Consider the following 23469-nt stretch of genomic DNA (forward strand, 5'->3'; position numbering starts at 1 on the left):
TACCTATGCGAAACATTTTGTTTTAAATCAGTTCAATTTCAGTTTTGCAAAAGGAAGCATTAGTTATATTTCTATAAATTTTGATAAAATGCCGAGCTCAAAGTCGATTAACCTGCATCGGCTGACAGGCCGTCTGAAAATTTAGGAGTTTACATGTCTGACAAACTGATTTTGGTATTAAACTGCGGCAGCTCTTCGTTGAAAGGTGCCGTGCTGGATAACGACAGCGGCGAAGTGTTGCTGAGCTGCCTTGCTGAAAAATTGAACCTTCCCGATGCTTTTATCACATTTAAATTCAACGGTGAAAAACACACTACCTCTTTGGCTACCCATCCCAACCACACCGGCGCGGTAGAAGCCTTGATGGAAGAATTGCGCGCGCACAGTCTTGACGGCCGTATCGGTGCCATCGGCCACCGCGTTGTGAGCGGCGGCGAATTGTATAGCGAATCCATCCTGATTACCGACGAAGTGGTGGAAGGTATCGAAAAATGTATTCCTCTGGCTCCGTTGCACAATCCTGCGCACTTGCTCGGTATTCGCGCCGCACAAAGCATTTTCAAAGGCTTGCCGAATGTGGCCGTATTCGATACCGCGTTCCACCAAACCATGCCGGAACATGCCTACACTTATGCTATACCGCGCGAGCTTTACCGCAAATACGGTTTGCGCCGTTATGGTGCACATGGCACCAGCTACCGTTTTGTTGCCGATGAAACCGCCCGCTTCCTCGGTAAAGAGAAAAACAAACTGCGTATGGTTATTGCCCACTTGGGTAACGGCGCATCTATTGCCGCAGTTGCCGACGGCAAATGCCAAGACACCAGCATGGGTTTGACTCCGCTGGAAGGCTTGGTAATGGGTACACGCAGCGGCGACATCGACCCGAGCGTATTCTCTTTCTTGGCTCAAAATGCCAATATGAACATTACCCAAATTACTGATATGTTGAACAAAAAATCAGGTTTGTTGGGGGTGTCCGAGCTTTCTAACGACTGCCGTACTATTGAAGAAGAAGCGGGTAAAGGCCATGAAGGTGCGAAACTGGCGCTGGAAGTGTTCTCTTACCGTTTGGCCAAATATATCGGCAGCATGAGCGTGGCGGCCGGCGGTTTGGATGCTTTGGTGTTCACCGGCGGTATCGGTGAAAATTCCAACTTAATCCGCAGCAAAGTATTGGGCTATTTGGGCTTCTTAGGTTTGACCGAAGATGCTGACGCCAACCAAAAAGCACGTTTCGGCAACGCAGGTGTGATTACTACTGCCGACAGTAAAGCTGTGGCCGTGGTTATCCCGACTAATGAAGAGTTGATGATTGCACACGATACTGCACGCTTGAGCGGTTTGTAATTTAAACTGAAAAAAAGGCCGTCTGAAACAATTCAGACGGCCTTTTTTGGTATTTTACAGATAATGACGTTTGTTGTTGGACGGTGTGAAAGCAGAACGGCAAATACTGTGGAATCGTTTGTTGTTTGCTGCCGCCATAATGGAGGCTGTTTCGGGTTGTGCATCGATGCCATGTTTTGTTTCCGATAAGCCGTATGAGTGGATTGCTTTGACCGTTACTGTATTTGCAACCGGCCGTTGGTCTATGTGCCGGCCTGTGTTGATTGCAGAGGCTCTACCGGGATTGTTGAAGGCTTTGGATGAGATAGTTTTACTGCTATTTTGAAATACTACTTCCGTATTTATACGAAGGCCGTCTGAAAACTGATTTTCAGACGGCCTTTTTTCTTTTCTTTCCATGATTTTATGCCTTAAATCCGTTTAAAACGTCCGCACATCCGATTTTGCCATCAGCATGAAATTCATTTGCTATTATTGATATTAAATAAGGCAATATCACATAAGTAAGGGATAGCTTCTGTTTTGAAGGCAAAAATGAAGTGAAAAGGAACGTGTATGTTGTTTGAACTGAACCTGCCGCCATGTCCGGAGGCGAATGCCCGTGCTTCCCATTCGGTGTGGGCGGCGGCTGTGGAAAGACATAAAGGTGCATTCGGCAAATTAAAACTGAGCCAACGGATATTTTTAATACTGGCTTCGGTTTTGTTTGCCTGCATAGTGTATTGGATCAGCGCCATTCTGTATAAACATCAAGTGGGTTTTCTCGTACCTTATATCGGCTTCAGCTATGCCGCACTTTTATTGATTTGCAACGGCTATTGGGTGTTTCACAACATGAAGCGTCAAATATTGATGCAGCGCCATTACCGAAATAGCTGTTTGGCTCCGGCAAGTGTTTTTTTCGCCAATAACCGGGGCTTTCACCAGATGTACCAGAACGACGGTTATGAAGTCCGTTGTACTTGGAAATCCGTGTTGGAGATACGCCATCATCCGCGCACGGGAGACATTATATTGGATATGGGCACCAGTTTTATCGTGCTGCCGCCCGAAGTATTTGCAGATGAGAATGAACAGCAGAAGTTTTTGAAAGCAATACGCAAATGGCAGTACATCGCACATAGAGAAAGCCGTCTGAAATAGGATATTCACATGAAAACATTCAAAACTCACTTAACCATGGCTGTTTTAACGCTGGGATTGGCGTTTGGTGCAGCCGCAAACACGCCTGAAGAAATCGAACAATGGCAGAAAGCCGCAAAATCAGGTGATAAAACCGCTCAGTATGAGTTGGGCTTGGCTTATGAAACGGGTGCGGGCGTGGAAAAAAATGAAGAAATCGCCGCCCAATTTTACCGCCGTGCGGCACGCAAAGGCCATGCCGATGCCCAAACCAGTTTGGGGATAATGTATAGCGAAGGTCGAGGCGTAAAAGAAAATGCGTCCCGGGCCGTAAGGCTTTATCAGCAAGCTGCCGACCAAGGCAACCGCCACGCCCAAAACAATTTGGGGATGATGTATTTTTATGGCTACGGCGTGAAGCAGGATTATCAAAAAGCATTCGATTTGTTCAGGCAGTCTGCCGAGCAAGGGGAAGACACCGCCCAGAAAAACTTGGCTTATATGTATGCCGAAGGTTCGGGTATTCAGAAAAATCTGACTCAGGCGGCTCATTGGTATGAGCTGGCGGCGAAACAAGGTTTGTTGGAAGCGCAAGTGGAAATCGGCATCCTTTATGATGCAGGGCAAGGTGTGCCGAAAAATGAAGAAAAAGCGGCACTGTGGTATACGCAGGCTGCCGAACAAGGTAGTGCGATTGCCCAATATAATTTAGGCAATATGTATTTGTCCGGCAGAGGTGTAGTAAAAAATCTTGCCAAAGCCAAAGATTTGTTTCAACAGGCCTGTCGAAACGGTGATAAAGACGGCTGTAAATACGCTGAAATATTACAGTGATTGAATGAATTAAAAGTAAGGCTGGAGGCCGTCTGAAAAGTTTTTTCAGACGGCCTTTTAAATATCTATCCAAAAAGAATCTTTTACATTTGTTGTGTGAGGTAATTTGATTTATCTCAATAAATTGATTTCTACAATCCATAGAATACCATATCTAGTAGTTTTAAGATAATTTGAATACTAAATATGGTATCGCTATGTACCGATTGAGATTTGTAACGGAAGAAATCGTGTGGCAGGAAGTGCCGGGTGAGGTAACGCTGGCCTTTCTGTTTTCCGGTTGCCCGTTGCGCTGCAAGGGCTGCCATAGTGCCGATGCTTGGAAAGCAGGAACGGGTACCGTATTAACCGAAGATTATCTGAAAGGCCGTCTGAAACAGTATCAAGGGTTGATTACCTGCGTGCTGTTTTTGGGCGGAGAATGGCAGCCGGACGCATTGAAAACCATGTTGCAGATTGTGAATGAAGCGGGTTTGAAAACTTGCCTTTATACCGGTTTGGAGCAGGAAGAGCTTTCAGACGGCCTTCTGCCTTATCTCACTTATTTGAAAACCGGCCGCTGGATTGCCGAGCTTGGCGGGCTGAACAGCCCGATAACCAACCAGCGGTTTACCGATCTTCGTTCAGGTGCCGACCTGAACCACTTATTCATCAGAGGAGAAACACCATGATCAGGCTGAGTTCCGAACAGTTGGCAGGCAAGCTGAAATTTATGGACGATTATATCTCGGCGCATAATGCGGCCGACGGCTCCAAAATGGATGCGAATGCCAATGTAACCCACAAAAACATCGCGACGATGGAAAGCGAGTTGATGAAAGATTTTCTGGTGCAGGTTAACCGTGCGCAGATTTGCCGGAAAATCACAGAATTGTTCGGTCAGGAATGGGCGGACGAATATACCCGCCAGATTGAGGCACACGAGATTTATGTGCACGATGAAACCAGTTTGAAGCCTTATTGTGTGTCGGTAACACTGTATCCGTTTTTGCGCGACGGCCTGACCAAATTGGGCGGCGAATCGAAAGCGCCGCAACATCTGGCTTCGTTTTGCGGGTCGTTTATCAATCTGGTGTTTGCCATCAGTGCACAATTTGCCGGTGCCGTAGCCACCGTTGAATTTCTCACCTATTTTGATTATTTTGCCCGTCGCGATTTCGGCGACGATTATTTGGAAACGCATACCGAAGAAATCAACAATCACTTGCAGCATGTGGTGTACAGCATCAACCAACCTGCGGCCGCACGCGGTTATCAGAGTGTGTTTTGGAATATTTCCGTGTATGACCGCCATTATTTCGAGGCGATGTTCGGCGATTTTGTGTTCCCCGATTTCAGCAAGCCCGAATGGGAAAGTGTGGCCCGCCTGCAAAACTATTTTTTGAAATGGTTCAATCGTGAGCGCACCAAAGCCATTCTCACTTTTCCGGTTGTTACGGCCGCGATGCTTACCGAAAACGGCCGGTGCAAAGACGATGAATTTGCCGGACAAATGGCACAAGAGTTGGCGGAAGGCAATTCGTTTTTCGTTTACCTTTCCGACAACCCCGATTCGCTGGCTTCCTGCTGCCGCTTGCGCAACCGGATTGACGACCGGACATTTTCTTATACGCTCGGTGCGGGCGGTGTGGCCACCGGCTCGATTAATGTGATTACCCTCAACATGAACCGCTTGGAGCAAGACGGGCGCGATCTTACGGAAGAGGTCGGCAAACTGCACCGCTACCAATATGCTTACCGCAAACTGATGGAAGAATATCAGACCGCCGGCATGTTGCCCGTGTATGATGCAGGCTTTATCACACTGGACAAACAGTTTCTCACCATCGGCATCAACGGTATGGCGGAAGCGGCGGAATCGCAAGGCATCAAGGTGGGATACAATCCAGAGTATGTTTCATTCGTACAAGGCCGTCTGAAAACCATATTCGAGGCCAATCAAGCTGCAGCCAAACAATACGGCGTGAAGTTCAATACCGAGTTTGTTCCCGCGGAAAACCTCGGTGTGAAAAACGCCATGTGGGATAAAATCGACGGCTACAAAGTGTCGCGCGATTGCTATAACTCTTATTTCTATGTGGTGGAAGACCAAAGTATCAACGCACTCGATAAATTTTTGCTGCACGGCAAAGAATTAATCAACTGGCTGGACGGCGGTTCGGCGCTGCATCTGAATTTGGATGAAGCATTAACTGCCGAGGGGTACCGTTCACTGTTGGATATTGCGGCCAAAACCGGTTGCAATTATTTCTGTGTGAACGTGCGCATTACCATCTGCAACGATTGCGGCCATATCGACAAACGCACTTTACATTCATGCAGTGCTTGCGGTTCGCATGATATCGATTACGGTACACGTATTATCGGCTACTTGAAACGGGTGTCCGCTTTCAGTAGCGGGCGGCGTAAAGAGCATGCTTTACGTTATTACCATCGGCAAGCTGCCTGATCATAATTAGATGATGAGTGATTTGATTGAGGCCGTCTGAAACCCGGTGGTTCGGGATGAGTCGGTAATGTTGGAAAGGCCGTCTGAAAAATTTTCAGACGGCCTTCTTTGTTTATGCCTCGACCGATGTTTTATTTGGCAGCCGCCAAAGCCTGTTCCAAATCAGCCAGCAAATCGTCGATATGTTCGATACCGATAGACAAGCGCACCATGTCTTCGCTCACGCCTGCTTGTGCCAATTCTTCGGCATTCAACTGGCGGTGGGTGGTGCTGGCCGGGTGGGTGGCCAATGATTTCGCATCGCCGATGTTAACCAAGCGGGTGAACAATTGCAGCGCGTCGATAAACTTGCCGCCGGCTTCGATGCCGCCTTTGATGCCGAAGCTAAGCAGGCCGGAGGCTTTGCCGGCGAAGTCGCGCTCAATCAGGGCTTTGTAGGGGCTGTCGGCCAAGCCGGGGTAGTTTACCCAGCTCACTTGCGGGTGTTTTTGCAGGAACTCGGCCACTTTCAGCGCGTTGTCGCTGTGGCGTTCCATACGCAGCGCCAGTGTTTCGAGGCCTTGCAGGATTAAGAAGACGTTCATCGGGCTGATGGCAGCACCGGTGTTGCGCAGCGGTACGACACGGGCGCGGGCGATGTAGGCGGCGGGGCCGAAGTGTTCGCTGTAATTCACGCCGTGATAAGACACATCGGGTGTGGTCAACACTTTGAAGCGGTCGCCTTTGGTCCAGTCGAATTTGCCGCCGTCGATAATCGCGCCACCGATGCTGGTGCCGTGGCCGCCGATGTATTTGGTGAGGGATTCCACCACAATGTCGGCACCCAGCTCAATCGGGCGGCACAAGGCGGGCGAGGCGACGGTGTTGTCCACCACTAAAGGCAGGCCTTGCGCGTGGGCGGCTTCGGCAAAGGCGCGCAGGTCAACCACGTTGATGGCGGGGTTGCCGATGCTTTCGCAGTAAACCAGCTTGGTGCGCGCGTCGGTGTTGGCAGCGATTTCTTCGGGCTTGGTCGGGTCGATAAAGCGCACTTCGATGCCTTGTTTGGGCAAGGTGTGGGCAAACAGATTGAAGGTACCGCCGTAAAGGGTTTTGGTGGCGATGATGTTGTCGCCCGCTTCGGCGATGGTTTGGATGGCGTAGGTAATCGCCGCCATGCCGCTGGCCACGCACAATGCGGCGATACCGCCTTCAATCGCCGCCAAACGCTCTTCTAAAACGGCAGTCGTGGGGTTCATGATGCGGGTGTAGATGTTGCCGGCCACGTTGAGGTTAAACAAATCGGCGCCGTGTTGGGTGTTGTCAAACGCGTAGCTGGTGGTTTGGTAAATCGGCACGGCGGCGGCTTTGGTGGTGGGTTCGGGCTTGTAGCCGACGTGAATGGCTTGGGTTTCGAGTTTCATATTTGCTCCGTTGTTTTGTGCGAGTGCTAAAACCGCCATTGTACATGATGAAGAATGATTAAGGCCGTCTGAAAAGGGTTGCGGTTATTTTATCGGTTGGGGTTGTTTAAGAATATTTGCCGTAATCTTATTGAATCGTTTGTATCGAGTGAGGCCGTTAAAGATAACTTTAAGCAATACCTGCGTAATTTATATTATTTTATATCTGATTATGCCGTCTGAAATTTAATATTTAAGACGGCATTTTTTACGGATATCGTTGTTATGCATTGGTGTTATCGGGATTGTAGATAATTAACAACAGCCTTGATTCAAAATATGTTTTACATTTATCGGCAGTTATCAGAGCTCCGAATTTTATGCGGTTTAATTTGTTAAGTGTTGTTAAAGACAATGGTATAATAAATAACCGGTCAGCAAATTTTTATTGATTTGCAATCTTTGAATAAATAGAAAAAGGCAATGAAATGGCTTGGGCTATTCCCGATATTCCCAACTTGTTTTCCAAACCCGTCCGCAGCAAGTGGAACAGAATATCCGTCTGGTTGGCAGGCTTGGGTTTGTTGTATTTATTGATAACACCTTCTGTGTGGTTGTTGTGGTCGGGAAGCAGCGATTCGGTTTTATTTTGGCTGCTTTTATTGTTGTCGCCATTATTGATATGGTTTGGTACATGGCTGACGTTTTTCATATGGACGATGAATCGGGAAATGAGTCTAAAGGCTTGGGAACAAGAAAAAATTAAAATCCGCCAACGCTGGATTGATTGGGCCCAAAAAACAATCGCTGTAGTCGGTTCAGATTTGCTTTTACCCGATGATATTGACGTAGAAGGAATTTTAACGGGTCGGGGCAAAGTTTTAATGGGAAGTGCATCAGTTTTCGAACGTAATGATGAATTGCCGGATTCTTTGTCTGAAATTTATACGGCATTTTGGGCGGAGTCGCTGCCATTATTCAAACAAGCTAAAAAATCCACTATATATATTGAAGAATCGAGTGAAACAGATTTCTTGGAATGGCAAAACAGGCTTAGATCGATAGCGGAGCAATCAGGGGTGCTCCAACAAGCTGAAATGGCTTTTGTTCAAGTTTCTTCCGGGTTGGGCTTAATTGCCGATTGGATGGAAAACGGTATTTCGGAAGGGGTACATGTTATTTTTTCCGCGGCACTGAATGATGATGCAGACTCGCCTGATATTACCGAAAATATGTCTTGGACGGCATTTGCTTCCCATGATTGGGCAAAAAAACATACTTTACCTGTGAAGATGCTCATGCAACGCCCGACCAGTTTCAATTTGTCTGATAAAGAAGGGGCATTGAGCGCTTTGTCTCAATTTGTCGATTACGGTCTAAAAGGTCGGACGGTTAAAACACTGTGGCCGGCCGGAATGGAGGAAGGGAAAGCCGGTAAGTTAAGCGGGTACATGGGGAAAGTAAAATTGGAGTTGTCACATGAAGATAATAATATCGCCATGCATTTACCTGAAAAATATATCGGCAATGTCCCTCCCAATATGCCTTTATTGGTATTGGCGTTGTCGTCTGAGAATATTAATTATCAAGATAAACAATTATTGGCATGGCAGGCTGGTGAAGATGAGGTTTGTTTAACTTATGTGTACATGGACAACCCTTCGCCGAGCCCAATTGCTTAAGATCTTATATTTTTATTTCAATATTTTAATTTGGAAATTATACCGAGAGGAGAATACCGTAATGAAAGGCATTGTTCGTTTGGGAGATCCGACTACACATGGCGGGCAAGTTATCCAAGCCTCATCGAAGATGATGGTTCATGGGCGGCCTGCAGCCCTTGTCGGTGATTTGATTAGTTGCCCGCATCCCGGACATGGTACCAATCCGATCATAGAAGGCAGCAGTACAATGTTTTTTGAAGGTAGGGCAGTGGCAATAGACGGTTGTGCATGTGCTTGCGGTTGTACGTTGATAAGCACCATGCCGTCGGTAGGAGGAAAATAGTACAGTAAATTTGTTATTCAAATGACATTTATTCGATAAATATGCCGTTTAATATAAATCAGTTGATTTTTTCGTTTTCTTTGTATAATTTAACAAAAACATTAAAATGGTTTTGATTTGTGAAAGAAAAGCCTTTCCCAAAAAGAAGAAGTACATCGGGGCATAAATTTTAAGAATCATCGTGATTCTTTTTTATTGCCTTACTTGACTTATTTATTTTGATACTTGTTGGAAAACTTACTATGAAACCAGTGGTTGCGGGTCTAATTCTTTTTGTAATCAGTCTTTTTTTTGCTGTTCTTATTTTCTTTTTAGGCAACAAAATAGGATTAACAGGTTTTGCACAGCAGATAATCGCTTGGGCATGCCTGACTTTAGTCGCATCATTGATATTTTTCCTTCCTTTAATCAGCCGTTCTTTATGGCTTGGCTGGTCCGGTCGCTATTCTGACACTAAACATCTGAATCCTGTTGATATTCAAGATGATAATGATGATTCTGAATCTACGCGTTTGCTTAATATTGCGCAGCGTTGGGAAAGATTAAAGCAGTTCTATGAATTGACCCGCCAGTATAAAGAACATCGTAAACCTTGGGTTATGGTGGTAGGGCAAGAGCAGTTGGTGGAAAAATATTTTCCCGGTATCAAAGACAGTTTATGGATCGAAAGCCATTCGGCTTTTTGGTTGGATGCGAAAGCGGTTGAACCGGCAGGAGGATGGCATGTTTTACGTGGAGCCGGAAAACAGCCTGCCGAAGGTGTGGTGTATTTACGCGAGTATGACAAAACAAATTCGGAAGAAAATTGCTCAACAGATTTACAGAATGTATTTAAAAAAATAGGTTGGTCGTTACCAGTTAATGTGGTCTATGTTAGAGACCGAGACAGCACGGGTAATTCAGCCGTGATTTCCCATGCATTGAATGCACAATATTCCGATCAGGCATCTATGAAAACCGAATTGGATGCTTTTGCCTTGAAATTAGCTATTGTGGGAACAGATGCTATTGAAAATAATATAAACAATACATTTGCTGCACGTTTGTCGAGAAAGTTGGAGGCGGATAATAAAAATATTTCAGCCTCATTGTTTGCGGATAAACGAGCACTAAATAAGTTGAATTCGATAAGCAGGATTTCATTTATTCAGGTAGGGCAATCGGAATCATTGCCTGATTTGGTTTTTAAATCATTTAATACCATTAATATTTTTAACAAAGGTCGAAAATTACAATATTCAAAACCTGAGAAAATATTTTTGGGATTAAGTGCTACAGCGTTGTTTGCTTTTAGTATGTTTGCTTATAGTGCCTATAGCAATAGCAAAGATATTAGCCAAGTTCATGGAAAAATAGAACATTTAGCCGCCGATGAGTTTTCATCTTCTAATTTATCTCCCTTAATAGATTTGCAAAATCAAATTAATTCGTTAGAGAAATCTACTGCCAATAATTGGCTTGCGAAAGCATTAGGATATGACTATAGAGAAGAATTATTAAATTTAGCTTATGCACAATATGGAGCAACAACAAAGCAAGTTGTTATTGCTCCGGTAGCTTCTGGTTTGACAAATAAATTGAAGGAAATGAATTCGTTGTCTTTTGCTGATACCGAGTCCGCACCGGAAGGGTATGAGGGCTTTTATGATACGTTGAAAGCATATTTAATGCTCACGGAAAAAATAGATAAAGTTGATGAAAAATTTTTATCTGAACGAATTTTCACTACTTTGGAGCAGCAAGGTATAGCAACAGATCAAATGCAAAGTATCGTTCCATTTTTTGTCGCTAATTTATCTCAGCATACAGATTGGGCAATGGAATCCAATGCTGATTTAATAAACAATAGTAGGCAAATTTTAAGTGTCTGGTTTGGAGAAGATCAGGCTGGTGAGCGTATTTACAATCGTATTATTCAGGAAGCAAAAGAACGGTATGTTGACTTGCCTTTAGCAAAATTGCTTGATCGCGATATTCAAGGAATATGGATTGCATCTAAGAGTTTGCCGGGAATTTATACTCGCCGTGCTTGGGAGGGATATATTAAACCCGCATTTGAGCAGGCAGCCAAGGGAAGCAGTAATAATGATTGGGTATTAGATGCAGATACGAAAGAAAAACCGATTAATGAAATAACGATTAATGCATTCAAAGAACGTTATTTTAATGATTATGCCGCAGCTTGGTATGATTTGCTGAATAGTATCGCTTGGAAGCCGCAAAAGAAAATATTAGATACAGTAAATCAATTGCATATTTATGCGGATCCTCAACGTTCTCCATTGGTAGCGTTATTTAGTGCTATTAAAACAAACGGCACGATAGATAGTAAACAACTTGCTGTTAATCCTGCTTTGGCCAGTAAAGCAAAGCGTGCTGCTGTAGGTAGATTATCAAGTCGGGGCCGTCAAGCATTGAATATTTTATTGGATAAACAATCCGAAAAAGTGGATGAAGTCAAGGAACAGGTAACTCAATATTTAGCCAGTCCTTTAGAACTGAAATTTGAAAATTTATTGCAATTGGTAGATGCCGATGTCAATCCTAAAAGCGATTTAAGTTTGCAACGCTATTTGGAGAAGGCGACTTCTACGAAGCAAAGATTAATTCAAATTGCGGGAGCTTCAGATACAGGAAGTGCAGCGCGAGCAATGGTGCAGAATGTTTTGGCCGGGGAAAGCAATGAATTTGCTGATGGCCTGCAATATGCACGAATTATTGAGGCGGGTATTGGGGATAGATTACTGCCTTTTGCCCGAAATGTATTTATTTCACCTTTCTATACGTCTTGGGGTGAAATTGCGGGTTTGGCTCAACATAATATTGATAGCATGTGGAATCAAAGTTTGGTTACGCCAATGAAGAAGGATTTAGGAGGACGCTATCCCTTCACCTCAGCCGAAACAGAAGTTTCCATTCCTATGATGGCTAAATATTTGGACCCTGATCAAGGGTTACTTAATCAGTTTATTCAAAATCAGTTAAGTGGAGTGTTAATCAAGCAAGGAAACCAATGGGTAACTGCGCCTAATCCGGAATTAAAAGTAAGCAAAGAATTTATAAGTAGAATTAATAAATTAGAGTCTGTTGCAAATGATTTCTTTGTACGGGGAGAGGGAAGTTATACATTTGAATTGAAGCCTGCATCTACAGTGGGCATTACTCAATTTAATTTGATGATAGATGGCCAGTCATTGGATTATTTTAATCAAGAAGCGCAATGGCAACCTTTGAAATGGCCGGGAAATACGAGTAATGCAGGGGTTCGATTAACGTGGGAGTCTGAAGAAGGAGGAGTTCGTCAAAGTAAAGAGTTTGATGGACGTTTGGGATTTATCCGTATGCTAGAAAAATCACGCATTACCCCTGTAGATAGCAGTACATATTTGGTTGAATCACCGGTAGGGCAAGAAAAAGCTTTACGTTTTTACATGCGCACCAACTCGGGAAAAGGCCCTTTGGGATTACTTGAATTACGTAGTATTCAAATTCCATCTAAGATTTTTGAAACATCGTAATCTCAGGGTGATGTGATGATGCTGCAAAAATGGCTAGAACGGTTATTTGGTAATAATGTTACCGATATTGCTGAGAGTCGTATTGATAATTGGCAAGAGTGGACTCAGCCCATCGACACGAATAATCCGGCAGGGAATGATATTACTTATGATGATGATTTTGAAACAATTAAAAGTGAATTGGCAAAATTGTCAGGAATAGATAATGCTCTGATTATTACATGTGCCGAGCGGTTGTTAAAGAATAGTGCTAAGGATTTAAGAGTTGCTGCATATTATGCGTATGCTAATTTGCGGGAGAATGGCCTAAAAGGGTTTTCAGGCGGCCTCGAACTGATTTGTAGCTTGCTCAAAGTGTTTGGACAGGAGGTTTGGCCAAGAAAACCGGTGCAGAAACGTAGTGCATTAGATTGGCTTGGGAGTGAGAAGGTATTAGATATTTTGTCTAATACTGAGTTAAACAATCAGCAAGAAATTGAGCATGCATTATCAGCTTTAATTCTGCTGCAAAATCTTTTAATGGAATGGGAAGAAGCGTTTCGTCCTAATCTATTGCCATTATTGCAAAAATTTGAACAAACTTTAGCTGATTCCGCATATGGGCAGCAAAAAGACACTATTACTACTTCTGAAGTTACTGAGCAGCCAATAGCAGTAAAAGCAGCCGCGCAATCAGATATACAAGTTACGGCTATTGGTTCTGTTAAGGCCTTGTTGGATCAAACACGTGTCATGGCAGCATATTTACGCCAGCAAGATAATGGATATTGGGCTGCGTATAAGATGATTCGTGCGGTACGTTGGGGAGGCTTGAATAGCATCCCTCCTGCTAACGATAGCAAAACACGTTTAAAACCTCCTCGCTCTGATTTGCAATCTTCTTTGAAGAGGCTGGTGTTGGAGAAACAATGGCTGGACTTATTAGAGCGTGTGGAAATTGCTTTTTTGGAAGGAGCAAACCACTATTGGCTGGATCTACAGTATTACGCTTGGCAGGGACAGAAGGCTTTAGGAGGTATGTACGCTACTCAGATAGATTCAGCATTGTATGAGTTGAAAAATTTCTTAGGGCGTTGTGAAGGATTAATAAATTTAAGCTTTGAAGATGGTAGCCCTTTTGTTTCTGATAATGTCAACGAATGGCTACAGAAACATGTATTGACTCCGGAATTAGATTTTAATAGTAATTTAGTCGGGATGAGGCCGTCTGAAAACATTTTTAAAGACATGCCTGAGGCCATTTCTTATGAAGAGGAAGCAGCAAAAATTGCAGTAGAAACCGGATTAGAAGCCGCCATGTTGTGGTTAGACGGTCAGCCTCAATTACAAACAGGAAAAGCTTATTATAATAAGTTACTTATGATGGCTAAGCTTGCAGATTCTCAGCAAAAAAGCGATTGGGCTTTGCACTTGTTGGAACAAGTGGCGGCAGGTTTGCAACATTCTACCGTTGATCTATGGGATAAAGAATTTGCCTTTGAAATTTATAGCATGTTTTATAAGCTGCTGACGGCTAAAACCAAACGAAAAGATATCCAGCAAGATTTATATAAAATACAAGAACAGATCAATCAGTTACAAACACGGTTGATGCATATTGATGCTGTTAGGGCATTAAGTATATTTCATTAAATATTAAATACTGAGAATAAAATGTCAGCAGACCCTACATTACGTTATTTCGAAGAGGAGATGCGTTATCTCAAAGAGGCAGGATTAGAATTTGCACGGGTTTACCCTGATAGGGCCGCTTTATTAAATTTAGATAGAGTGGGAACAAGAGATCCTTATGTAGAGCGTTTATTTGAAGGCTTTGCATTTTTGACCGGTCGCATTCAACAAAAATTAGAAGATGATTTGCCTGAACTCACAGAGAGTTTAGTTAATATGTTGTGGCCGCATTATCTAAGAATGATTCCTTCTCTAACGATATTGGAAATTCAGCCCGATGGAAATGCTTTGCAAAGTAATCAAAGAATTGAGAAAGGGCTGTTGGTTCAATCAGAAAAAGTTAGTTTGAATGATCGTCAATCCCGTTGCATTTATCGTACAACAAGCGACGTGGAAATTATGCCTCTCAAATTAACGGGAACCATGTTGGATTATGATTCAGTGGGGCGTAGCATTATTCGTTTGAAATTTCACATTGAGAAACAAGCTCAAAGAGCCAGTTTGGATTTATCTAATTTGCGTTTGTTTATTTCCGCGGATGAGCCCGTTGCTTTTGCTTTAAGGCATTCGTTATTGCATGACTCGGTTGCTATTCAAGTTAATGCTGGAAATGGAATTGTTAATACAACGAAAATATGGTTGGAAGCCGTTGGGTTTTCTCATCATGACCGACTGTGGGACAAAGCAAACAACAGCTTTGACGGATATCAGCTTTTATTAGAGTATTTTTGTTTTAAACAAAAGTTCTTTTTTATTGATTTAAAGGGTTTGAATATTCAATACTTACCTGAAGATATTGATGATTTTGAAGTAGATATTACATTAAACCGAAATTATCCTATAGATTTGAAATTTGGTTTTGATGCTCTAAAGCTTTATTGCACACCCGCTATAAATTTGTTTGATATGGAGGCGGAGCCGGTTCGAGTCGATCATAGAACCTATGAGTATCCTGTAAAGCCTTTGTTACATGACGGAATGCAGGTGGAAATTTATTCGGTAGAAGAAGTTGAAGCATTTAATCATGATAATGGCCAACGTTATCGTTATGTTCCTTTCTCTTCTTTTCAGCATCGTGGCGGTTTGATGAAGCATGAAGCTCCCGAACGTTATTTTCATACAAAAGTAAAAAAAGGAGTAACAGGCAGACATGAAACTTGGCTCATGTTGGGAGGAATATATTGGGATAAACAACAAGTATTGCCCTTGGAAACATTGTCATTAAAGGTTGTAGGTACTAATGGTATGTTGCCGCGGAAAACATTACGTGAAACCCAGATATGTGATTACAACACAGGGGAGCCTAATGTTACAGTTGTCCGCAATCTTTCAACCCCCACTTTATCTTGTTATCCGCCAACAGAAGATCGGTTTCAGTGGCGTATTCTTTCTCATCTGGCTCCTAATTATTTATCCTTATTAAACAAGGACAGCTTAAAAGGCGCTCTGGCTATTTATGATTGGACCGAAGATGAACTGAATAAACGTAAATTAAACGGGATTATGGATGTATCCCATCAGCCGATACAAAGGGTTGAAAAAGGAGCAGTACATAGAGGAGTACATATCACCGTAACATTGGATTCTGATGCATATGCAGGAGAGGCCGAAATTTGTTTATTTGGTGAATTGTTGAATCATTTTTTTGGCATGTATGCAGATTTAAATTTATTCACGCGATTAAGTATTATTTCTTTACCGTCAGGTAAGAGATATACATGGAAAGATAGTAAATCTACAGTTGTTCCTTTTTAAAAAAAGTCTAATTAAGTGTTAGAGAAATGACAGATCAATTCGAAAGTATAAATATCTGCTGTATCAATATATGAGCAAACAAAAGAACGATTACCGAGTAGTTTTAGAGACGGCAAACTTAGGATTAGAGGATAATAAACCTGTTAAAAGCCCATCTCCATGGGCTGTACCTAGAAACAATTCCAATATCCAGTATAGAGCAGATGATAATGATATTTTCAGTACCGATTTTGGAAAATATATTAGTAATCATGCAGGATTAATAAATTATTTTCAGTTCTGCCGTATTTTAGAAGCTCTATTAAGCCATGATCCAGATAGTAGTTTACGTGATCTTGTACGGTTTAGAAGAGTTAAAGCACTATCGTTTCCAGCAGGGGAAATTGCTTCGGTTAAAAGAGAAGATATCTCAAAATTATCTTCAGTAAGAACAACATTTTTAGGCTTATATGGTGTCGATTCAGTATTGCCTGATTATTTTTTGAACGATATTGCAACAAACAAAGAAGGATCCGATAGTCTTGCTGCATTTTTAGATATTTTTAATCATCGGATCAGCGAGTTATTTTATCAGGCGTGGCGTAAATACCGATATCCTTTTCAATTTGTTTCCGGTGGAGGAGATAGGTTATCAATCTCATTGCTTCATCTTATTGGGCAGTTAGTTGAACGAAACGGAGCAGGAGCACAGGAAAAATTATTACATCCTTTGCTGGATAGTAAAATATTAGGATTGCTTAGTATTTTTCATCAACGAACCCGTACGGCAGAAGGAGTTAAAAGTATTGTGCAATATTTAAGCCCGAATGCTGAAGTTAAGGTTTCTGAATTCCAAACGCAATGGATATATTTGAGTGATAAAGGGAAGTTAGGTAAGGGTAATTTACGATTAAATAATGGAAGTACAGTATTGGGAAATAGAATTAAAGATAATAGCCATCTCATTCATATTGATATTTTCCCTGATACTTTTGAATCTGCACAAGAATTGTTGCCGAATCAATTATTATATGTAAAACTCATAAATATGCTTAAGGTATATTTAGGGTATAAGACGGATGCGTTTATTTATCTTAATTTGAAGAAGAGTTGGATTCCGCAAACTAAATTAAAGTCGAATCAGATGCTTGGAATTAATACGGGATTGGGAAAAGGGGTACAAGATAAGCGTATCAAGATTGGCAATTATTCATATTCTATATAAATATTTAATAATGCCGTTGAATAAACAGGGATTACTATGAAACTAGAAAAAACAGCAAAAAAATATATGAAAACAGTCTTAATTACTTTTCCACTTTTGGCAGTAAGCAGTTGCGGGGCTTGGCAAAATGTTAAGGATGGTACCGTTGAAACTTCACGTAGTATTTTCTATGCCAAACAAAAAGTACTGAAACTGGATTTAATTGCCAATAACGGTTTAAATCAAAATGAAAGAGGCCAGTCTTTATCAACAGTGGTAAGAATATATCAATTAAAGAACAGTAAAAACTTCGAAGTAGCTTCTTATCAGGATTTATTAAAACAAGACAATAACTTATTGTCAGGAGATTTGTTGGAAAGTAAGCAGTTAATTATTCGACCGGGAGAAACCGTTGGCGTATATGAAAAATATCATAAAGATGCCTCTTATATCGGCATTGTGGCATTTTTCAGCCGGGCGGATGATGAGCAATCTTGGAAATTGTTAATTCCTAAAAAATTACTATCGAACAGCAAGCCTTTACCCGTGGATTTAGTCAATAAAACAATTCGATTACAAGGGCAAGTACAAACTCAAAATAAAAATCAAGAAGATTCTGAGTACTAACTTATGGAGGCTGCATTATATGAAAAGCTGACAGGTTGCTATTCAGACGGCCTGGCTATTGAGGAGCTTCCTGACAGTTTGCAATTGATAAAGAGTGTTTTAGACAACATCCAACGGATTTTAAACAGTCGTAGTGGAGCTTTGAAACACTTGCCCGATTATGGCATTCCTGACTTAAGCATGGTGTATAAAAATTTGCCTTCAAGTGCAAATGATTTACGGAGCCATATGCGTAAAACATTGTTGCGCTATGAGCCAAGATTGACCGGTTTGGATATTCAACTAACTGAATCTAAAGATAATATTATGATTTTATGTTATCGGCTTGAATGCAGTATTGCTCAAGCTGGTTCTGTAATCGTAGATACTTATTTCATGCCTGATGGCGTAGTTGATGTAAGAAAAAGCAAAATTTAATTATCATCAATATTCGGATGAAAGAAAAAATTATGAAATATTATTTTTTCGGCGGTGTGCTTTTATTATGTAGCGCAGTAACGTTAAGTGCTCCTGTATTTAGTGAAAATACAAACAAACACAAACAAGATGGTTATTTCCCCGGAATGCTTATTGTTAAAAATGAATATGTCCGCCTTCAAGACTGCACCCGCCGTTCTGAATATATTTTGCTGCCATCAGGAAAATATGGTTATGAAGCAATGGCGGAGCTTATTAGTGTCCGCAAAAATACACCTATTGATGTTCCGGTTAGTGTCGGATTGAAAGGTGAAGTAGAGTATACCCCTGAGAACGAACCGACTGAAAATTTCTTGATTACCGATATTGCTTTTATAAAACAAGGTGAAAGCTGCTATATTGAAATGAAGCCACAGCAGAGCGAGTTGTCAAAATCAAGTGACAGCCGTGATGGTTTGCATGTTTCTGAATCTGGGCAGCAGAAAAGTGGCTTTACTACTCCTAAAACCGATTCGTCTGACACAGAAGAAAAGGCCGGTATAGGTATAGAAGAAAAAAATAAAGCTGTTTCTTCTTCTGCAACTCAATTGAAGGAAGAGTCTTTACCTAAATTTGAAGAGCAAGAGCCAAAAGCACAAAAAAATCAATCTATTTCTTCAAGTCAAAACTTACATTCTGAAGCAATAAAAGAGAGTGCTTCTTTTGCTCCCACGCCAGAAGCAACAGCGGCAGCAGAAAAAACTGTAGAGAGTTCGACAGAATCAACAACGTTAAAAAATGATGATATTCCCACTAAAAACAGAAATGTTATTACTGAAAAAGAAAAACGTAAGCCAATATCTTTAAGCATTCCACAGAAGCGTAGTTCTTTGACGGCAAACACTCTTATAGAAAATCCTTCTGCGCCAACACAAAATGTTGCTGCTATTTCCAATCAAAATGACGTGGAAAAAGTAACAGAGCAGAAAGCTGCCGAGTAAAATTTAGCGTGTTTTCAGTTCAATTATGAAGTAGATACATGAATTGCGTAATCGATTATCCAACCGAAAGATGATAGGCCGAGACCTTTGCAATAACATACGTTACTAAAATATTCTGCCAAATAAAATTGCCGAAATGAAAAACGTCTTAAATTTGCTTACAAAATTAAGCAGATTTAAGATGTTTTTAATCGGTATGGACTGTTAAAAGCAATATTATGTGTTAAATATCATTAATTAAATATTTTGCAAAGGTCTCAGGCCGTCTGAAAAAGTTGATTGGATTGAATAAAGATAATGTTTCAAAAAAGGTACCTGATTGTAGGTACCTTTTATTTTGGAATTTATATTTTGACGAAGCTATGAAAAATTGAATGATAACCTGATGCCAAATTATTTAGCATTCAAATATTTAAGAGTGCATTTTATTTTTTCCTCTTCTTATCCTCTTCTTTTTCTTCGTCGTCTCCATCAGGAATGGCCGCCCGCACTACCGCTCCGGTGCCTTTTACGGCTACCTTACCGACGGTTAATACCGTAGTAGCGGCTAAATCTGCAGCGGCGGCAACTACACAGCCATTGAGCAGGGCGCATGAAATAGCAATAGATATTAATCGGATAAACAGCTTCATTTTAGTAGTCGCCTTTAGTGTTCATGATTTTTGTTACATGCGGCAAGCCAAGCATCGTCGTCGCCGTCGAACTCTTCCACTTCGTCAAATTCGCCGTTTTCCGCAAGTGCCGCCAATTCTTCCAAATCGTGCGCACCTTCCACCCAAAAACAGGGAATGTCCGGCGGCGTATCCGGCGCGAGAACGGCGGCCAAGCCTTCATGCCATGCCAGCCAGTAGCCGTTGGCCGTCTGAACAAATTGTGCGTCGGGGTGGATGCTTTCGCCTTCGGTGTTGACCAGCATACGTTCGGCGATTTCCGTTTGAAAGGGCAATATTTTCATTGTGAGATCCGTTAAGGTTTGGAAATAGCAAGCATTATAACAAAGGCCGTCTGAAAACGAGGCAGCAGCTTTTCAGACGGCCTTTGTTATAATGCTATGTTTCTGTTTTTAATAAAGCCGGGCCGCATCATGCAAGTGATCCAATTTGAAAATTCCCCCTTCAAACTCCACCAGCCTTTCCCGCCAGCCGGCGACCAGCCCACCGCCATTGCCGGCCTGCTCGAAGGGCTTTCAGACGGCCTCGCTTACCAAACCCTGCTCGGCGTAACCGGCTCGGGCAAAACTTATACGATGGCCAACGTAATTGCCCAAAGCGGCCGCCCCGCCATCATCATGGCGCACAACAAAACGCTGGCGGCGCAGCTTTATGCCGAGATGCGCGAGTTTTTCCCCGAAAACGCGGTGGAATACTTCGTTTCCTACTACGACTATTACCAGCCTGAAGCCTATGTGCCCAGCCGCGACCTGTTTATCGAAAAAGATTCCGCGATTAACGAACACATCGAGCAGATGCGCCTTTCCGCCACCAAAAACCTGATGACGCGCAACGACGTGATTATCGTCGCCACCGTGTCCGCCATTTACGGTATCGGCGACCCCACCGAGTATCAACAAATGGTGCTTTCCGTGAAAGAGGGTGACACCATCGAGCAGCGAGACATCATTTCCACCCTCGTTTCCATGCAATACGAGCGCGGCGAAATGGATTTCAAACGCGGCTCCTTCCGCGTGCGCGGCGACGTGATCGACGTGTATCCCGCCGAAAGCTCCGACAACGCCTTGCGCATCAGCCTGTTTGACGACGAAATCGACCGCCTCGACATCTTCGACCCGCTCACCGGCAGCAACATCCAGCGCGTCGGCCGCTACACCGTATTTCCCTCCAGCCACTACGTTACCCCGCGCGACACCGTGCTGCGCGCCTGCGAAAGCATCAAGCAGGAATTGCGTGAACGCATTGATTTCTTTACCAAAGAAAACCGCCCCGTCGAAACCCAACGCATCGAGCAGCGCACCCGCTTCGATCTCGAAATGCTTTATGAAATGGGTTTCTGCAAAGGCATCGAAAACTACTCGCGCCACTTTTCCGGCAAAAAAGAAGGCGAACCGCCGCCCACGCTGATGGATTATCTGCCCGACAACGCCATCATGTTTATCGACGAAAGCCACGTTACCGTTACCCAAATCGGCGGCATGTACAAAGGCGACGCCAGCCGCAAACAAAACCTCGTCGACTACGGCTTCCGCCTGCCTTCCGCCCGCGACAACCGCCCGCTTAAATTCCACGAATTTGAAAAAATCATGCCGCAAACCATCTTCGTTTCCGCCACGCCCGCCAAATACGAAGAAGAACACGCCGGCCAAGTGGTCGAGCAAGTCGTGCGCCCCACCGGCCTTGTTGACCCGCAAATCGAAATCCGCCCCGTCGCCACCCAAGTGGACGACTTACTCAGCGAAATCAACGACCGCATCGCCAAAGGCGAGCGCGTACTCGTTACCACCCTCACCAAACGCATGGCCGAACAGCTCACCGACTATTACAGCGAACTCGGCATCAAAGTGCGCTACCTGCACAGCGACATAGATACCGTAGAACGCGTTGAAATTATTAGAGATTTACGCCTCGGCCTGTTTGACGTGCTCGTCGGCATCAACCTCTTGCGCGAAGGCTTGGACATTCCCGAAGTTTCACTCGTCGCCATCTTAGATGCCGATAAAGAAGGCTTCCTGCGCAGCCACCGCAGCCTCATCCAAACCATAGGCCGCGCCGCCCGCAATGTGAACGGCATAGCGATTTTGTATGCCGACAAAATCACCGATTCCATGAAAGCCGCCATCGACGAAACCGAACGCCGCCGTGAAAAACAGATTAAATTCAACGAAGAACACGGCATCGTACCGAAACAGATTACCAAACAAGTGAAAGACATCATCGACGGCGTTTACCACGACGATTCAGGCAGCGCCAAAGGCAAAGGCCGTCTGAAAAACAAAGTGAAAGTCGGTGAAATCCACACCGAAGAAGACGCGATTAAAGAAATCGCCAAACTTGAAAAAGCCATGCAGCAGGCGGCAAGGGATTTGCAGTTTGAAGAAGCGGCGGTGTTAAGGGATAGGATTCGGGGGATTAAGGAAGGATTGTTGTTTGGGGCGGAGTGAATATTTAATTAAAAATAATAAAGGTAATAAAATCTGTTAGGTAGCTATATAATAAATCAAACTTCGATAATTAATAAATTTTTAATTTATTCTCATAAGGAAGAAAATTATGAAATGGGTCGGCTTTATTTAAAGAAGCTACAGTATGGAGAACATTGGATGACGATAAGATAATTCCTATTATTAACCCCTACGATGGTACTAATATATATCGTGAACGTAAGGTAAATGGCAATTCTAGTTCTGTTTAGGGTTTAGCTTTGGAAAACAGAGCAAGGCAAGTGTGTTTCATTAAATTTAATTGAGGTAAAGAAAAAAATGACTACTGTAAGAACTGAAAAAGAATTGGGTGATGCTCTGAAAAGAGGAGATGAAACTATTGAGATTGAAGGTGATTTATCAAAGAAAACAATCAAAATAAGAGCAACAGGTCGGGTTGCTTGGGCTATAGCCATTGGAGCTATTGGTATAGCCGTATATGCTGCAATTGCCACTCTAGGTACTGGAGGGGTAGCTACCCCGGTAACTAGTACAGCGGCGGCTATAGCTGCCCCTGCAGCTGTTGGAGTACTAGGTGGAACTGTAATATATTCTGCCATAGCCATAGCTGTAGTCGCTGGGGGAGTTGGCGCTCTGACTTCTTTAAGGAATTACAAAGAAATTTCTAGAACAGATAATAAATTAGTATTAAAGAAAAGGTAAGCAATATGGATAAAGCAATCTAACTGGCCGATATTCAAATTGCCAGTGACAAACTTTTCGTGCTATTCGACGGAATGAATGTGTTAGAAAGTCGTGATATGGTGATGACTGCGTGAGAAAAATATGCAGAAATAAGCGTAGTAAGCCGTAGCCTGCATAAAACCTAAAATCCAATGACAGCAGCAAGCGTAGAGCATGTGCCATCGACACGCACGCGTTGTCGGAATCTTTAAAACCGCGTGCGTGGCTTCCTACCTGCAAGGAGACACCGAGGCCGCCTGAAAGCTTTTTCAGACGGCCTGCTTTATTTACGGTACAGATATATTTGACAGCATTCATATGATTACGACGTGCCTT

20 protein-coding genes are annotated in these 23469 nt (G+C 42.9%); 16 read left to right on the forward strand and 4 right to left on the reverse strand.

Annotated elements, in window-relative coordinates; genetic code table 11:
• The first annotated feature begins 153 nt into the window (after window positions 1-153).
• Window positions 154-1350: an acetate kinase gene (locus Q0X97_RS02220; RefSeq protein WP_302065711.1), complete on the forward strand. Its 1197-nt coding sequence runs from the start codon at window positions 154-156 to the stop codon at window positions 1348-1350.
• A gap of 54 nt (window positions 1351-1404) precedes the next feature.
• Here the strand turns inward: Q0X97_RS02220 and Q0X97_RS02225 are convergent, their stop codons facing one another.
• On the reverse strand, window positions 1405-1749 hold the full coding sequence (locus Q0X97_RS02225; RefSeq protein WP_302065710.1) for a hypothetical protein: 345 nt from the start codon (window positions 1747-1749) through the stop codon (window positions 1405-1407).
• 156 nt (window positions 1750-1905) lie between these two features.
• On the opposite strand from Q0X97_RS02225, the gene Q0X97_RS02230 reads away from it, so the two are divergent.
• From Q0X97_RS02230 to nrdD, 4 genes are all read left to right on the forward strand, one after another.
• Window positions 1906-2493 carry a hypothetical protein gene (locus tag Q0X97_RS02230; RefSeq protein WP_302065709.1) on the forward strand — a complete coding sequence of 196 codons (588 nt, stop codon included), beginning with the start codon at window positions 1906-1908 and terminating at the stop codon, window positions 2491-2493.
• Window positions 2494-2502: 9 nt separating this feature from the next.
• Window positions 2503-3306, forward strand: coding sequence for a tetratricopeptide repeat protein (locus Q0X97_RS02235; RefSeq protein WP_302065708.1), 804 nt, complete (start codon window positions 2503-2505; stop codon window positions 3304-3306).
• Window positions 3307-3503: 197 nt separating this feature from the next.
• Window positions 3504-3977 (forward strand): anaerobic ribonucleoside-triphosphate reductase activating protein, encoded by a 474-nt coding sequence (nrdG, locus tag Q0X97_RS02240; protein ID WP_302065707.1) that lies wholly within the window; start codon window positions 3504-3506, stop codon window positions 3975-3977.
• Window positions 3974-5755 carry an anaerobic ribonucleoside-triphosphate reductase gene (gene nrdD, locus Q0X97_RS02245; protein ID WP_302065706.1) on the forward strand — a complete coding sequence of 594 codons (1782 nt, stop codon included), beginning with the start codon at window positions 3974-3976 and terminating at the stop codon, window positions 5753-5755. Before nrdG ends, nrdD begins: the two co-directional genes overlap by 4 nt.
• 131 nt (window positions 5756-5886) lie before the next feature.
• On the opposite strand, the gene Q0X97_RS02250 is transcribed toward nrdD, so the two are convergent.
• Window positions 5887-7158: an O-acetylhomoserine aminocarboxypropyltransferase/cysteine synthase family protein gene (locus tag Q0X97_RS02250; protein ID WP_302065705.1), complete on the reverse strand. Its 1272-nt coding sequence runs from the start codon at window positions 7156-7158 to the stop codon at window positions 5887-5889.
• A gap of 467 nt (window positions 7159-7625) precedes the next feature.
• On the opposite strand from Q0X97_RS02250, the gene Q0X97_RS02255 reads away from it, so the two are divergent.
• The 9 genes from Q0X97_RS02255 (at window position 7626) to Q0X97_RS02295 (ending at window position 19295) form a co-directional block, all read left to right on the forward strand.
• Window positions 7626-8819, forward strand: coding sequence for a hypothetical protein (locus tag Q0X97_RS02255; protein WP_302065704.1), 1194 nt, complete (start codon window positions 7626-7628; stop codon window positions 8817-8819).
• A gap of 61 nt (window positions 8820-8880) precedes the next feature.
• Window positions 8881-9144 (forward strand): PAAR domain-containing protein, encoded by a 264-nt coding sequence (locus Q0X97_RS02260; RefSeq protein ID WP_302065703.1) that lies wholly within the window; start codon window positions 8881-8883, stop codon window positions 9142-9144.
• Between the two features lie 242 nt (window positions 9145-9386).
• Window positions 9387-12662: an ImcF-related family protein gene (locus Q0X97_RS02265; RefSeq protein WP_302065702.1), complete on the forward strand. Its 3276-nt coding sequence runs from the start codon at window positions 9387-9389 to the stop codon at window positions 12660-12662.
• Between the two features lie 15 nt (window positions 12663-12677).
• The gene (gene tssA, locus Q0X97_RS02270; RefSeq protein ID WP_302065701.1) at window positions 12678-14294 is read left to right on the forward strand and encodes a type VI secretion system protein TssA; all 1617 of its coding nucleotides are present in this window, start codon (window positions 12678-12680) and stop codon (window positions 14292-14294) included.
• A gap of 21 nt (window positions 14295-14315) precedes the next feature.
• On the forward strand, window positions 14316-16088 hold the full coding sequence (gene tssF / locus Q0X97_RS02275; protein ID WP_302065700.1) for a type VI secretion system baseplate subunit TssF: 1773 nt from the start codon (window positions 14316-14318) through the stop codon (window positions 16086-16088).
• Window positions 16089-16158: 70 nt separating this feature from the next.
• Window positions 16159-17292, forward strand: a complete 1134-nt coding sequence (gene tssG / locus Q0X97_RS02280) for a type VI secretion system baseplate subunit TssG (RefSeq protein ID WP_302065699.1) — start codon at window positions 16159-16161, stop codon at window positions 17290-17292.
• 36 nt (window positions 17293-17328) lie between these two features.
• A complete protein-coding gene (gene tssJ, locus Q0X97_RS02285; RefSeq protein WP_302065698.1) occupies window positions 17329-17898 on the forward strand; it encodes a type VI secretion system lipoprotein TssJ in 570 nt (189 codons plus the stop codon).
• A 3-nt stretch (window positions 17899-17901) separates the two neighbouring features.
• Window positions 17902-18315, forward strand: a complete 414-nt coding sequence (tssE, locus tag Q0X97_RS02290; RefSeq protein ID WP_302065697.1) for a type VI secretion system baseplate subunit TssE — start codon at window positions 17902-17904, stop codon at window positions 18313-18315.
• Between the two features lie 32 nt (window positions 18316-18347).
• Window positions 18348-19295: a hypothetical protein gene (locus Q0X97_RS02295; RefSeq protein ID WP_302065696.1), complete on the forward strand. Its 948-nt coding sequence runs from the start codon at window positions 18348-18350 to the stop codon at window positions 19293-19295.
• 425 nt (window positions 19296-19720) lie between these two features.
• Here the strand turns inward: Q0X97_RS02295 and Q0X97_RS02300 are convergent, their stop codons facing one another.
• Together Q0X97_RS02300 and Q0X97_RS02305 are read right to left on the reverse strand one after the other, a co-directional pair.
• Window positions 19721-19927 carry an NF038104 family lipoprotein gene (locus Q0X97_RS02300; protein ID WP_302065695.1) on the reverse strand — a complete coding sequence of 69 codons (207 nt, stop codon included), beginning with the start codon at window positions 19925-19927 and terminating at the stop codon, window positions 19721-19723.
• 14 nt (window positions 19928-19941) lie between these two features.
• Window positions 19942-20250, reverse strand: coding sequence for a general secretion pathway protein GspG (locus tag Q0X97_RS02305; protein ID WP_302065694.1), 309 nt, complete (start codon window positions 20248-20250; stop codon window positions 19942-19944).
• 129 nt (window positions 20251-20379) lie between these two features.
• Here Q0X97_RS02305 and uvrB point away from each other — a divergent pair, with 129 nt between their 5' ends.
• Entirely contained in the window at window positions 20380-22410 is a 2031-nt protein-coding gene (gene uvrB, locus Q0X97_RS02310) for an excinuclease ABC subunit UvrB (protein ID WP_302065693.1), read from the forward strand.
• A gap of 318 nt (window positions 22411-22728) precedes the next feature.
• Window positions 22729-23112, forward strand: coding sequence for a hypothetical protein (locus tag Q0X97_RS02315; RefSeq protein WP_302065692.1), 384 nt, complete (start codon window positions 22729-22731; stop codon window positions 23110-23112).
• Window positions 23113-23469 lie beyond the last annotated feature (357 nt).

Source organism: Neisseria sp. MVDL19-042950 (assembly GCF_030504625.1).
Classification (GTDB): Bacteria; Pseudomonadota; Gammaproteobacteria; order Burkholderiales; family Neisseriaceae; genus Neisseria.